Origin of the sequence: Nesterenkonia sp. PF2B19 (assembly GCF_001758425.2) — a bacterium.
GTDB lineage: Bacteria > Actinomycetota > Actinomycetes > Actinomycetales > Micrococcaceae > Nesterenkonia > Nesterenkonia aethiopica.
Map to the genome: position 1 here is coordinate 1 of NZ_MDSS02000002.1, position 13,770 is coordinate 13,770.

Below are 13,770 nucleotides of genomic sequence, written 5' to 3' on the forward strand. Positions count from 1 at the left end.
CGCCCAGCAGCCCGGGCACGGTCGCCAGCGGCAGCAGCGGGGCCGCGAGCACGTTGGCGAGGACTGTATAGGTGGTCACCCCGCGCAGCGGCAGCAGCAGCGGCGTGACGAACAGCTGAGCGGACACAGCCAGCGCCAGCGGACCGGCGACCACCCCGGGCAGCACCCGGGCGAAGGCCTCCTGGATGCGAGCCCCGGTCAGCACGATCCCGGCGGTCGCCGCCGCTGACAGCTGCATGGCAGCATCCACTGCGTACCAGGGATCCCAGATGAGCATGCCCAGCACGCAGACGCAGAGCAGCGAGAACGAGACCCTCCGACGTCCCGCGAACAGGGACAGTGCCCCGAGCGCGCCCATCACGGCGGCCCGCACCACGCTCGGAGCCTGATCGACCAGGCCGACGTAGAGCATCAGACCCGCCAGGGCGAGCACGAGCCCGGGACCCCGCGGCACCCGCAACAGACGCAGCAGCGCCAGCAGTGCCCCCATGACCAGTGCGCAGTGGGTCCCGCTCACGACTGTCAGATGCGTCATCCCTGCCACCTGCATGGCTTCCGACAGTTCGCGAGACTGAACACTTCTGTCACCGAGGATGAGTCCGGGCAGCAGCTCAGGACCGTCGCCCACCGTCTGCGAGGACAGCTCGATGGTCCCGCGGCGAACGTCGCTCCGCCATCCCTCCCAGGTCTCGGCCGCCCGGGCCGCGATCCCTCCGACCTGTGCTGGCGCATCCGCAACCGGCACCAGAGCACCCTCCCCGAATGGGGTCAGCAATGCTGTGCTCCTGCCTCCCGAGTCCGCAGGGGTCGACCGCACCATTCCTTCGAACCGGACGGCACGATCGGCATGATCCCGGTTGAGCCCAGCGGCCTCCGCTTCAGTGAGCAGCACGACGGCCGCGGCGTCCACCTGGCGCCACGTCGGCTCCTCTTCGCCCGAGCGAGCCGCGCCAGAGCCTGATGGAGAGGCTGAGTCGGGTGGGGAGGCTGAGCTCGGACCACGGGGCCGCTGCGCGTAGGCCCGCACGGTCACCGGCACGATGACTCGAACCGTGCCGTCAGGACCGGGGCGGACCGTCTCCCGCGCGGGCCCTGTCGGCTCGAGCTGCACCTGGACAGGAATGTCCTCGCTGACGGTCGTGGGCCATCCGCTCAGGTCGATCTGCCGCTGAGCGCCGGAACAGCTCAGTGCGACGGCGGCTCCTGCGACGCAGCACACCGCCAGCTGCACCGCCGGGGCTGATGACCGTCGTCCCCGTGGCATGAGGTGGCGCAGCAGCACCAGGACCCCGAGCAGCGCCAGACCGGAGATCCCCAGCAGAGCTCCCAGGGCTGCCGAGATCGCAGAGCTGCTGTGCACTGCGGCCCAGGCCACTGCCCAGGCCGTCGCGGCAGCGGGCAGCAGCCGAAGGTCCACCGGGCGCACAGGACCGGCGGCGTTCCCCGGAGGGTCGGTCGCCCGGCCCGCGGGGTCGTCGTCCCGTCGGTGAGCCGCGATCACCAGGTCACCTGATCGGCCACATCCTCCAGGATCGCCGGTCCGATCCCGCGGACCGCGGCCAGCTCCTCGAGCGAGCCGAAGGGACCGTGCCGGGCCCGGTGCTCCAAGATCCTTTCGGCAAGCGCCGGTCCGATCCCCGGCAACTGTTCGAGCTCTGCGGCCTCGGCCGTGTTGAGGTCCACCACCGGTGTCCCGGGCGCACCACCATCGTGGTGACCGGAGTCGTGCGGCCCCAGGGACTCAGACTCTTTCCCCTCGTCGCCGCCGTGGCCGTCCTGGACCCACGACGCCCCCGGCTCGGCGGCGTCGACGTCAGCGTGGGTCGGGACATGGATCAGCGAGCCGTCCACGAGGGGCGCGGCCAGGTTCACGACCTCCAGCGCCGCGTCCTCCTCGGCCCCGCCGGCCTGCTCCACCGCGTCATGGACCCGCGCCCCCGGGTCAAGCTCGACGACGCCCGGCTCCTGGACTGCGCCGACGACGTGGACCACCAGCTGCCCCCCGTCGTGGTCAGCCCCGTCATGGTCAGCACCGTCGTGGTCAGCTCCGTCGTCACCCGTCTCATCCGAGCGCTGCTCGGGCACCTCATCCGGCCGCGTGCCCTGACCAGGGGCGGGGCGCCCTCCGCACCGGGCGGCGTCTCCCGCGGACGCGCCTCCCCCCGCCCCGCCTCCTGGGCACCCTCCTGGGCACCCTCCTGGGCACCCTCCTGTGCGCTGTCGAGCGCCGGCGCCTCCGGCAGCGGCTCAGACGAGGACGGGCTGCTGATCAGCCACGAGACGAGCAGCCAGGCGAGCAGCGCCACCACCAGCGCGACCGCCGCTGTGATCCGCAACCGGGTGCGTGCAGGACGTCGCAGAGCGGCCTCTCGTTCCTGCCTGAGGCGCTCCCGGCGAGAGAGCACCGGCGCCTCGTCCCAGAGCCCATGATCCTCCATGCCGTCAGGCTAGGACCACGGCGATGCACCGTTCAGCCGCGCCCCGAAGGATGTGGAGACGTCGGCGTGTCAGTCCCGCAGAGAACCCCGCTGTGGAGGACACCACAGGGCAGGACACCACAGGGAAGGACACTGTGACTCAGGCGCCTTCCGCCGACGCCGGCCTCCTCAGGACCGGGCCGCGCTCGGCCCCTCACCGCGGCGACGGCGTCAGACACACCGCCAGCGCCCCCAGGCCGAGATGCGCTGCGAGCGAGGGAGGCAGGTCGACCACCGGCACCGGCCGGGCCGAGAGCCCCGAGACCCGGTCCGCCAGCTCGAGCGCCTCCGGAAGATTGCCGAAGCCGTGGACCACCAGGCGTGGGTCGTCCATCGCGGAGGCCGCCTCCTCCACGCGGGCCATGAGCCGCTCCATCGCTCGCGGCATCGTGCGGGGCCGCTCCACCAGCTGCACCTCGCCGTCTTCAAGCCCCAGAAGAGGCTTCACCCAGAGCAGGCCGCCCACCAGGGAAGCCAGGGCATTGATCCGGCCGCCTCGCCGCAGCTGCTCCAGATTCGGCACCACGAAGAAAGCGCTCGCCCCACGCGCGCACCGCTCGGCCGCGTCAGCGACGGCGTCGATCGACCCACCGCGACCAGCCACAGCGGCGGCGTCCAGCACGGCGTCCCCCAGTGCGGCTCCGGTGAGCTGCGAGTCGACGACACGCACCGGGACGCCCACGGCCTCGGCAGCCAGACGCGCGGCGTCCACGGTGCCGGAGAGCTTGGAGGACAGGTGCACCGCCACGATGCCCTCACAGCCGGCCGCCTCGGCAGCGCGGAACGCCTGAAGGAGGCGGCCCGGAGAGGGACGGGAGGTGCGCACCGGTGCACCCTGAGCGACCGCAAGGGCCAGATCGCGCTCCAGTTCGGCACCTTCGCCGCCGCCTGCCGACGCCCCGGTCTCCCCCGCGTAGATCTGATCACCGATCATCACGGGGATCGGCACCGAGGTCACCGGGGGCCGGGCGGCGTTCAGCAGGGCCGGGGGCAGCGAGCAGGAGGAATCCGTCACCACTGCGACGCCGCCCTGCCGTCGCCGCGGCCCCCAGAGCCCGGATCGACGGGGTCCGCCGACCGTGAGGGCGTATTCACAAGACCGGATCCAGGCTGCCAGGCCTTGGTCCCTGCGCTCCCGCGAGACCTGGTCCATCGGGTCAGCCCGTGACGACGTTGACGAGCTTCGGAGCCCGGACGATCACCTTGCGAACCCCGCCGTCGGCCTCGATGTACTTCTGGATCTTCGGCAGCGCCAGTGCGCGGGCCTCGAGATCGTCCGCCGTGATGTCCGTGGACACCTCCAGCTTGTCCCGCAGCTTGCCCTTGACCTGCACCACGGCGGTGACCGTGTCCTCGACCAGCAGAGCCTCATCGACGGTGGGCCAGGTCGAGTTCGCCACGGAGGCCTCATGCCCGAGCATCGCCCACATGTCCTCAGCGGTGTAGGGGGCCACGAGGCTCAGGATCTGTGCGGTGACCTCCGCCCCCTCCCGCACCGCGGCGTCGGCCGCGCCGGCCCCGGAGTCGATCTCCTTGCGGATGGCGTTGACCAGCTCCATGAGCCGCGCCACGACCACGTTGAACTTCTGGTCCTCGAGCAGCTGCTCCACCTCGTGGACGGTGCGGTGGGTGACCGCACGCAGTGCTGCGGTCCCGCTGGTCGGATCCGTGCCGGGGGCGCTGGCCACATCCTGGGCCACACGCCACGCCCGGGCCAGGAACTTCGCCGACCCAGCCGGCGAGACGTCGGCCCAGTCGACATCGTCCTCGGGCGGTGAGGCGAAGACCATGGTCAGCCGGACCGCGTCGACGCCGTAGGCGTCCAGCTGCTCACCGAGGTCGACACCGTTGCCCAGCGACTTCGACATCGCCTTGCCGCCGTTGAGCACCTGGCCCTGGTTCATCAGCGCCTTGAAGGGCTCGTCGAAGCGGATCAGGCCCATGTCATGGATGACCTTGGTGAAGAAGCGTGCATAGAGCAGATGGAGGATGGCGTGCTCCACGCCGCCCACATACTGGTCCACCGGCATCCATCGGTCGGCCTCGGACGAATCGAAGATGCGCTCGTCGTTCTGCGGGTCCAGGAATCGCAGGAAGTACCAGGAGGAGTCCACGAAGGTATCCATGGTGTCAGTGTCCCGGGTGGCAGGCTCACCGCACGAGGGGCAGTCCGCCGTGACCCAGTCGCTCGCCGCGGCCAACGGGGACTGGCCCTTCGGAGCCAGCTGCTCGCCTCGCAGGTCGGCCGGCAGCCGCACCGGCAGCTCGTCCTCGGGCACCGGCACCTCGCCGCAGCTGGGGCAGTGCACGATCGGGATCGGGGCGCCCCAGAAACGCTGACGGGACAGCAGCCAGTCGCGCAGCCGGTAGTTCACCGTGGCCTGTCCGAGCTGGCGCTCCGCCAGGACGTCCACCGCGCGAGCGATGGCCTCCTGCTTGCCCAGCCCCTCCCAGGCGGGCGAGTTCACCAACGTCCCTTCGCCGGCCGTGGCCGTGCCGGACACCGCGGGATCCTCTTCTCCGGTGTCCACCACGACGCGGACATCCAGCCCCATCGTCCGGGCGAACTCGAGATCCCGCTGGTCATGGGCCGGCACAGCCATGACCGCGCCGGTGCCGTAGTCGGCGAGCACATAGTCCGAGGCCCAGATGGGCAGGCGCTCTCCCGTCAGCGGGTGGGCCGCGTACCGGCCCAGGAACACGCCGGTGCGCTCCCGGTCGGCCGACTGACGCTCGATGTCGGAGACCGAGCCCAGCGCCGCGCGGTAGCGCGCCAGCTCCTCCCGGTGTTCCTCGGTGACCAGCTGCTCGGCCAGCGCCGCATCGGCGGCGACCACCATGAACGTCACCCCGTACAGGGTGTCGGGGCGGGTGGTGAAGACCTCGATCGGCTCGACGTCGGCGCCGTCCTCGGCAGGCTCGACCTCGTACCGGACCGTCGCACCGGTGGAGCGGCCGATCCAGTTGCGCTGCATGCTCAGCACGCGCTCCGGCCATCGTCCGGCCAGCTGCTCCATGTCGTCGAGGAGCCGGTCCGCGTACTCGGTGATCTTGAAGTACCACTGGTTCAGGGCCTTCTTGGTGACCTGAGTGCCGCAGCGCTCACAGGCGCCGTCGACGACCTGCTCATTGGCCAGCACCGTCTGGTCCTTCGGGCACCAGTTCACCGGGGAGTCCTTGCGGTAGGCCAGGCCCCGGCGGTGGAACTGCAGGAACAGCCACTGGGTCCACCGGTAGTAGGACTCGTCCGAGGTGTGCAGGCGCCGCGACCAGTCCGCACTGATGGCATAGCGTTTGAAGGACGCCGCCTGGGTGTCGATGTTGGTGTAGGTCCAGTCCGCCGGGTGCGCGTCGTTCTTGATCGCCGCGTTCTCCGCCGGAAGTCCGAAGGAGTCCCAGCCGATGGGGTGCAGCACGTTGTATCCTCGCAGCCGCGCATAGCGGGCCGGGATGTCGCCGATGGCGAAGGCCTCGGCATGCCCCATGTGCAGGTCGCCCGACGGGTACGGGAACATGTCCAGCACATAGCGCCGCTCGCGAGTGTCGTCGGGGTCCACCTCGAACGTGCCGTCCTCCTCCCAGAAGGGCAGCCAGCGCGCCTCGATCTCGGCGACGTCATACTGCTGGGGCTTCTCGGAGGCCTGCGCGGACTGGGCCGCGGCGGAACCGCTCGCGTTGCTCACCTGGGGGCACCTCGTGGTCGTTCGATGGGATCGGGCAAAGGGCATCTCGGGACGTCATGGACGGGGCTCGCCGCGGTCGGCTCACCCAGCACGGTCGCAGGCAGGACCTCGTCCCGCCCCACGATCCCGTCGGGTTCGACCGCCGGCCTCAGAGACGACGTCCGGCCCACCCAGTCTAAGTGACGATGCCGACCTGAGTGACGATGCCGCCGATGCCGACCTGAGTGACGACGCCGCCGATGCCGCCGACGCCGCCGACGCCCGCACCGCTACCCTGGTGAGGTGCCGCTGTCGACGCCTTCCTCCTCTGACCTGCCCGCCGCTCCCTGGGTGCCGCATCCACGTCGCGAAGGGGAACGCCGCACCGTCCCCGTTGGGGTCCGCCTGTCCGACGGGCGCGCGGCGACCGCTGACATCACCCTGTGGCACTACCGTGCCCGGCATCAGGTCCCCGGGCCGGCGCGCCGGCTGCTGGTCATCCATGGCTTCCGAGGCGACCACCACGGGATGCAGCTGATCGTCGACGCCCTGCCCGACCAGGAGCTGCTGGTCCCCGACCTGCCGGGCTTCGGCGCCACCGCCCCGCTGTCCCACGGCGTCCACGACGCCGAGACCTACGCGCGCGTCGTGGAGGCCCTGGCCCAGGCCCTGGCACTCGACGACCAGGACGTCCTGGTCGGCCACTCCTTCGGATCCATCGTCGCCGCGGCGCACACCGCCTGGCAGCAGGGCATCCCGGAGGGCCGACGCTGGGCTGGGCTGGGACTGCTCAACCCGATCAGCGACGACGTCTTCACCGGGTCGCTGCTGCCCGGCGCCGTCGCCGTGGAAGCCTACTATCGGGTCTGCGGCCGACTGCCTGAGCCCTGGGCGCTCTCCCTGCTGCGCTCACCCCTGATCCTGGCCGTGACGAATCTCACCATGATCGTGTCGCGGGACCGGGACGTGGTCGAGCATGTGCGCCGTGAACACCGGGAGCACTTCGGGGGCTTCACCGACCGGGACACCGTCCTGCAGGCCTACCGGTCCTCCAGCCGCACCACCGTGACCCAGTTCGCCCGCGAGCTGGACCTGCCGACCCTGCTGGTGGTCGGGGCGCAGGATCAGCTCTCCACCCTGCGCGGACGACAGCGCCTCGCCCGACTGCTCCCCCAGGCCCGACTGGAGGTCCTCCGCGGGGTGGGCCATCTGCTGCACTATGAGAAGCCTGCCCCGACCGCCCGGGCCATCCGCCGCTTCCTCAGCGAGCTCTGAAGGTCTCAAGCGTCCGAGTGTCAGCGTCCCGCCAGACACCCCCAGTCCTCGAGCCCTGAGGAGTGCCTCAGACCTGCAGGGCCGCCACGTCGTCCACGGCGATCCGCACGGCCCGATCCCCACGCTGGGCGCTCTGGGTGCGACGCAGCCGCCGCATCTCCTCGACGACCTCGGCGGCCTGCGCATAGCCGAAGAACAGCAGGTACCGGTGACGACCGTCCTCGAGAGGGCTCGGCCCGATCCAGCTGACGCCCTCGGGCAGGTTCGCCGCCCGGATGAATGCCTCGGCCTCCTCCGGTTCCGCCGTCAGGCTCAGCATGCGCTTCGCCGGGGGAAGACCGAGCTCCAGCCGACGGTAGAGCTCCCGACGGGCATAGGTGACCGGGTCCCAGCGCACCAGCGCCGCGGTGAGCTCCTCGGCCTCCGCGGTGACCACCACCGCCCCCGAGCGTGCCGGGTCAGCTCCGTGCGGCCGGACCAGAGACGCCGCACGGAACCAGCGAGCCAGGACCCTGCGCGGCACGTCCAGTCCCTCACGGCTGAGCTGGGCGTCCCCGTCGAGGAGCAGTGCGGCGGCATATCCTCCAGCGGCCACGGGCTCCACCCCGGGAGTGCTCACCACCACGGCCGGAGCCGCCGAGACCTCACGCACCGGGTGGTCCCCGGTGGAGGAGATCACCGTAGTGTTCGGGAAGGCCCGGCCAAGCTCATGCGCGGTGCGGTCCGCTCCCCTGACACCTGCCCGGAAGCGATCGTGCCCGCACTCCGCGCAGCGGTGGCCCCGGTGATGCAGCCCGCACCAGCGACACCTCAGGGTCCGGGACTGCTCATGGTGGGGCGGCAGGCTCAGCGGCCCATGACAGCTGGGACACTGCTGCCGGACGCGGCAGCGCTCGCACAGCACCGCCGGGACGAAGCCGGCCCGTGCCACCTGCACCAGCACCGGCCCGTGCTGCAGAGCCTGCTGGGCCGTGCGGTACGCCGCGGCCGGAAGCCGCGCCCCGCGTGCCATCGGGTCCCGTTCCGTGTGGTGAGAATCGGCGGTGGCCATCATCAGCGGGGAGGCCTCCCTGCGAGACTCGCGGGACGGGGCGACGTCCTGGAGCCATCCGCGCTCCACGAGGCGCTGCACCTCCAGGCTGCGGGAGGTGGACAGGAACAGCAGGCCGCATCCGGTCAGCACCGTGCGCAGCAGCGCCACCTCACGCACGTGATGGTAGGGCGCGCGCGGCTCGGCATGCGAAGGGTCGTCGTCGTCGACCACGATCAGCTGCCGCAGGCGCGGCACCGGGGCGAAGACGGCCGACCGGGTCCCCACCGCGATGCGAGCCTGCCCGTGGCGCAGGCGCAGGAACGCCCGGTATCGGGGTGTGGGGCCGACGTCGGCGGTCAGCCGGGCCACCTGCTCCGCGCCCCACACGTGCTCGAGCGCCTCCGCCACCTGCTCGACGTCGCGCGCATCGGGCAGGACCACCACGGCATCGCCGTCCTGCTCCAGGCAGCGACGCACCGTGTCCAGGATCTGGGCGACCCAGCTCTGCTCCCCATAGCCGGTCAGCGCCAGGGCCGCCTGGCGGGGTCTCGGGGTCTCGGGGTCGCACACCGGATCCGGGGCGGTCAGCCCGGCGAACTCCTTCTCCACCCGGGCCACGCGCGGGGGGATCGCCGCCCGCAGCACATCCGAGGTGACCCCGGCACCGCGCTCAGCCACCTGCCGGGCCAGCTGGAGCACCTCCGGGGACAGCACCGGGACCGCCGAGACCACCTTGTGGATCAGAGAGAGCCGGGACGCCGTCTCCGCCGCCTCACAGCGCTCGACGACGAAGCCCAGCATCTCGCGACCGGAGAAACGGACCTTCACCCTCCCCCCGGGCACGACGGCGGCGTCGTGGTCCCGCGGCACCACATAGTCGAAGGTTCGGTCCAGATGCGGGACTCCGGAGTCCAGCAGCACCCGCGCCACCGGCAGCTCCGGGGCCGCCCCCGCCGGCAGACGCGCAGGCGGCGGCGGAGCCAGGGCGTCGAGGAGCGCCGGCTGGCTGTCCTCCCGCTCCGTCATCGCCTGTCTCCCTCCACGGCACTGGGACCTGTTCACCGGATGATGCTACGCGCCCGGGCTGACAGGCACGAAGTCCCCGGTGGCCGTCTGGTGCCGGTGCAGGCACGGCAGAGGCCGCACTGGACACAGAGGCCGCACCGGACACAGAGGCAGGGAGGACAGCACGCGCCCCCGCCCTGGGGTGGGCGGGGGCCGCGTGCTGCAGGGTCGCCGGGCCTCAGGCGCCGAAGTACGACTTCAGAGCCTCGACACGGTCGAGACGCTCCCAGGGGAAGTTCTCGCCCTCACGGCCGAAGTGGCCGTTGCGGGCGGTCTCGCGATAGATGGGCCTCTTGAGGTCCAGATCCTCGATGATCCCCAGCGGGCGGAGGTCGAAGATCTCATCGATGGCCGCGGAGATGCGCGCCGGATCCACCGTCTCCGTGCCGAAGGTCTCCACATAGATGCCCACCGGACGCGCCCGGCCGATGGCGTAGGCGATCTGGATCTCGGCGCGCTCGGCCAGCCCGGCGGCGACCACGTTCTTCGCCACCCAGCGCATCGCGTAGGCGGCCGAGCGGTCCACCTTGGAGGGGTCCTTGCCGGAGAACGCGCCGCCTCCGTGCCGAGCGAAGCCGCCGTAGGTGTCGACGATGATCTTGCGGCCGGTGAGTCCGGCATCGCCCACCGGACCACCGACCACGAAGGGCCCAGAGGGGTTGATGATCTCGGAGACCGCGGAGATGTCCAGCCCGGAGGCCTCGATCACCGGCGCCACCACGTGCTCCGACATGTCAGCGTGCAGCTGCTCCTGGGCGGTCTCCTGCGTGTGCTGGGTGGAGACCACCACAGTGTCCAGGCTCACGGGTCGCGCTCCGTCGTAGCCGACCGTCACCTGGGTCTTGCCGTCGGGGCGCAGATAGTCCAGCTCACCCGTCTGCCGGACCTCTGTGAGCCGGGCCGAGAGACGGTGGGCCAGCGCGATGGGCGTCGGCATATAGGTGTCGGTCTCGTTGGTGGCGTAGCCGAACATGATGCCCTGGTCGCCGGCTCCCTGGGCGTCCCGGCGATCTTCGGCTCCGCCGCGGGCCTCCATCGAGTTGAACACGCCGGCGAAGATCTCCGGGGACTGCTGGCCGATGCTGACGGAGACGCCGCAGCGGGCGCCGTCGAAGCCGTTGGCCGAGGAGTCGTAGCCGATGTCCAGCAACGTGGAGCGCACGATCTGCGGGATCTCCACATACCCCGAGGTGGTGACCTCCCCGGCGACATGCACCAGGCCGGTGGTGGTGAGGGTCTCCACCGCGACCCGAGAGTCGGGGTCTACGGCGAGCATCGCATCGAGCACCGCATCGGAGATCTGGTCGCAGATCTTGTCCGGATGACCGATGGTCACGGACTCGGAGCTGAACAGCCGCAGTCCCTGCGGCAGGGGCATGTCAGAAGAGGCAGCGCTGGTGTTGGTCACCGGCTCATCCTACGCGAGCGGCCAGCGTCGAGGCTGGCCGGTCAGCCAGCGGCTTCACAGAGCGTAAGGCGATCGCGCCCGGCGGGAGATCAGCTGCGCGGCACGGTCGACCACGGCCTGCGCGGCCTCCTGCTTGGTGCCCACCACATGGACCGGATCGGCGTCACCGAGGAGCCCCTGGACGCCGAAGGACGCCAGGATATGGATCTCTGTGTCGTCCTGACCGAACACCAGGTTCCGGCCCACGCGATTCAGCACGAGCAGCTCGCATCCCTTGCGCAGCAGTTTGGCCTGTGCGAGGTCCAGCGGATCGTTCTCCGCGTCGCCGGTCTCGGCGGCGAAGCCGACGATGACGGTGGGACCGGTCCCTCGCTCGGCGCGCCTCCGCACCGTCGTGGCCAGGATGTCCGGATTGCGCTGCAGGTGGATGACCGGGTCCGTGCCGTCGTCGGTCTTCTTGATCTTGGCCTCGGCATAGTCGGCCGGACGGAAGTCGGCGACTGCCGCCGCCATGAGCAGCATGTCTGCTGCGGCGGCCGCGGACTCGACGGCGGCATGCAGCTCCTCGGCCGTCTCGACGGTCTCCACCGTCAGCCTGTCCTGAGCCGCCGGTGCCGGGACGTCCATCACCCCGGCGATGAGGTGCACCTGCGCACCCGCGGCCAGCGCGGCCTCGGCCAGTGCCAGTCCCTGTTTCCCGGAGGAGCGGTTGCCCAGGTATCGCACAGGGTCCAGCGGCTCGCGGGTGCCCCCGACGGTGACGACGACGGCTCGCCCGGACAGCGGGCCCTCCGACGGGGTCACGGCGCCCGACGGCGGCGCCGGGTCTGCGTCACCAGGGCCCTCGGCGAGGACCCTGCGGAGGTGCGCGTGGATGTCGTGGGGCTCGGGCATCCGGCCCGGACCCGAGTCGGAGCCTGTCAGCCGCCCGACAGCGGGCTCCATGATGTCGACCCCGCGCCGACGCAAGGTCTCGACGTTGTCGGCGGTGGCGGCGTTGCGCCACATCTCGGTGTGCATGGCCGGCACGAGCACCACCGGCGCCTCGGTGGCCAGCAGCGTGGACGTGAGAAGATCATCGGCCATGCCGGCCCGCACCCGGGCCATCAGGTCGGCGGTGGCCGGTGCCACCACGACCAGGTCCGCCTCCTGGCCGAGGCGGACATGCCGCACCTCGTCCACATGAGAGAAGACGGAGGTGCTCACCTTCCGCCCGCTGATGGCCTCCCACGTGGGACGGCCCACGAACTCTTCCGCGGCGGCGGTCGGAACGACGTCGACCTGATGGCCGTCCTCACGGAGCAGTCGCACCAGGTGCACGGCCTTGTAGGCCGCGATGCCTCCGCTGACTCCCAGGACGATGCGCATCAGGTCGATCGGTGCTCTCCGGACCGTAGGGTCAGGATGCCGGGTTCTCGGCGGGGTGGTTGACCAGCAGGTCCTGGTCGATCTCCCGCAGAGCGATGGACAGAGGCTTCTCGTTGAGCTTCGTGTCCACCAGCGGGCCGACGTACTCGAAGAGCCCCTCGTGGAGCTGCGCGTAGTAGGCGTTGATCTGGCGGGCGCGCTTGGCGGCGAAGAGCACCAGGGCGTACTTCGAGTCGCTCTTGCCCATCAGGGAGTCGATCGGCGGGTCGATGATGCCTTCGAGCTGCTCAGTCACGGAAGAAAGGTCCTTGTCGGTCGCGTGTGGTGGGCCGTCGATCAGACGGCGTCCTTCTGGAAGCCCATGAGGGCGACGAGTTCGGCGGCGGCGCGGTCGAGGTCGTCGTTGATCACGGTGACGTCGAACTCCGATTCTGCCGCAAGCTCCATCTTAGCGGTTTCCAGGCGCCTCTGCTGTTCCTCGGGCCCCTCCGTACCCCGCCCTGTGAGGCGAGACACCATCTCGTCCCACGACGGCGGCGAGAGGAACACGAACTGCGCCTCGGGCATGGTCCGCCGCACCTGCCGGGCCCCCTGGAGGTCGATCTCCAGCAGGACGCTGCGTCCCTGGCCCAGGGCCTCCTCCACGGTGGATCGCAGGGTCCCGTAGCGGTGCCGCCCATGGACGGTGGCCCATTCGAGGAAGGCGCCCTCCTCCACCAGGCGGTCGAACTGCTCGGGCGCGACGAAATGATAGTCGACGCCGTCAGCCTCCCCCGGTCGCGGATCGCGGGTCGTCGCAGAGACCGAGAAGCAGACCTGCGGATAGTTCTCTCGGATGTAGCGGCTCATCGTCGACTTCCCCACAGACGTGGGGCCTGCGAGCACGGTGACCTTGGGCTCGTTCACTGCGGTGGACTCCTCGGCGCGGTCCGAGCCGCTCGACGGCGGCCGCGGAACCTCGGTGTGGTCGGTGGGCCGAGGCGGAACAGTCCCGGCCGGAGCAGGACCGACGCACCTCAAGCCTGGGCATCAGGATGTCGTCCATCCTAACGTCCGGACGAGGCCCCGCCGACCGAGACGCGGGGCAGCACGCGGGCCGCTTCAGGCCAGCTGAGCCAGATGTCGGGCCAGAGCGGTCCGCTGCTTGACGCCGAGTCCACCGATGCGCCGGTTCTCGGAGATCCCGAGATCCTCCAGCGTCCGGGCGGCCGTGACCTTCCCCACGCCGGGCAGCGCCTCCAGCAGCTCCACAGTCTTCAGCCGGGCCACCGCCTCGGACGTCTCGGCCTTGGCCAGCACGTCGTCGAAGCTGATCTTCCCCGCTCCGAAGGCCTCCTTCAGCTCGGCCCGCTCGATCCGGGCCGCGAGGGCCTTCTGCCGGGCGATGTCGCGCTCTTCCTTGCTCAGTTCTCGCAGGGCCACGGTGTTCTCCTCTGCTGCGCCGCCTATGACATGTGGCAGAATCTAGCCTCATTTGTGCCC

General features: G+C 70.8%; 11 protein-coding genes. 1 reads left to right on the forward strand and 10 read right to left on the reverse strand.

The genetic code is table 11. The features are described from left to right. The 4 genes from BCY76_RS00635 to leuS all read right to left on the reverse strand — a co-directional run. Positions 1-1,501: ComEC/Rec2 family competence protein (locus BCY76_RS00635; protein WP_085437046.1), on the reverse strand; the 1,501-nt coding region annotated here is incomplete at its 3' end. Continuing rightward, positions 1,498-2,085 (reverse strand): helix-hairpin-helix domain-containing protein, encoded by a 588-nt coding sequence (locus tag BCY76_RS00640; RefSeq protein ID WP_085437047.1) that lies wholly within the window; start codon positions 2,083-2,085, stop codon positions 1,498-1,500. The genes BCY76_RS00635 and BCY76_RS00640, both read right to left, overlap by 4 nt. Positions 2,086-2,631: 546 nt before the next feature. Beyond that, entirely contained in the window at positions 2,632-3,492 is an 861-nt protein-coding gene (locus BCY76_RS00645) for a DegV family protein (RefSeq protein WP_170922539.1), read from the reverse strand. 142 nt (positions 3,493-3,634) lie between these two features. After that, positions 3,635-6,205, reverse strand: a complete 2,571-nt coding sequence (leuS, locus tag BCY76_RS00650) for a leucine--tRNA ligase (protein ID WP_070160281.1) — start codon at positions 6,203-6,205, stop codon at positions 3,635-3,637. Positions 6,206-6,442: 237 nt separating this feature from the next. Between leuS and BCY76_RS00655 the strand changes: the two genes are divergently transcribed. Further along, positions 6,443-7,414 (forward strand): alpha/beta fold hydrolase, encoded by a 972-nt coding sequence (locus tag BCY76_RS00655; protein ID WP_083277510.1) that lies wholly within the window; start codon positions 6,443-6,445, stop codon positions 7,412-7,414. 67 nt (positions 7,415-7,481) lie between these two features. On the opposite strand, the gene BCY76_RS00660 is transcribed toward BCY76_RS00655, so the two are convergent. The 6 genes from BCY76_RS00660 to mihF form a co-directional block, all read right to left on the reverse strand. After that, positions 7,482-9,473, reverse strand: a complete 1,992-nt coding sequence (locus BCY76_RS00660; protein ID WP_070160279.1) for a hypothetical protein — start codon at positions 9,471-9,473, stop codon at positions 7,482-7,484. Between the two features lie 217 nt (positions 9,474-9,690). Next, a complete protein-coding gene (gene metK / locus BCY76_RS00665) occupies positions 9,691-10,890 on the reverse strand; it encodes a methionine adenosyltransferase (protein WP_070160294.1) in 1,200 nt (399 codons plus the stop codon). Between the two features lie 84 nt (positions 10,891-10,974). Further along, positions 10,975-12,288, reverse strand: a complete 1,314-nt coding sequence (coaBC, locus tag BCY76_RS00670; protein WP_085437048.1) for a bifunctional phosphopantothenoylcysteine decarboxylase/phosphopantothenate--cysteine ligase CoaBC — start codon at positions 12,286-12,288, stop codon at positions 10,975-10,977. 31 nt (positions 12,289-12,319) lie between these two features. After that, complete coding sequence (gene rpoZ, locus BCY76_RS00675; RefSeq protein WP_070160277.1) at positions 12,320-12,583, reverse strand: DNA-directed RNA polymerase subunit omega; 264 nt, start codon at positions 12,581-12,583, stop codon at positions 12,320-12,322. A 41-nt stretch (positions 12,584-12,624) separates the two neighbouring features. Continuing rightward, positions 12,625-13,194 carry a guanylate kinase gene (gmk, locus tag BCY76_RS00680; protein WP_083277509.1) on the reverse strand — a complete coding sequence of 190 codons (570 nt, stop codon included), beginning with the start codon at positions 13,192-13,194 and terminating at the stop codon, positions 12,625-12,627. A gap of 195 nt (positions 13,195-13,389) precedes the next feature. Further along, complete coding sequence (gene mihF, locus BCY76_RS00685; protein WP_070160275.1) at positions 13,390-13,710, reverse strand: integration host factor, actinobacterial type; 321 nt, start codon at positions 13,708-13,710, stop codon at positions 13,390-13,392. Between the last annotated feature and the right edge of the window lie 60 nt (positions 13,711-13,770).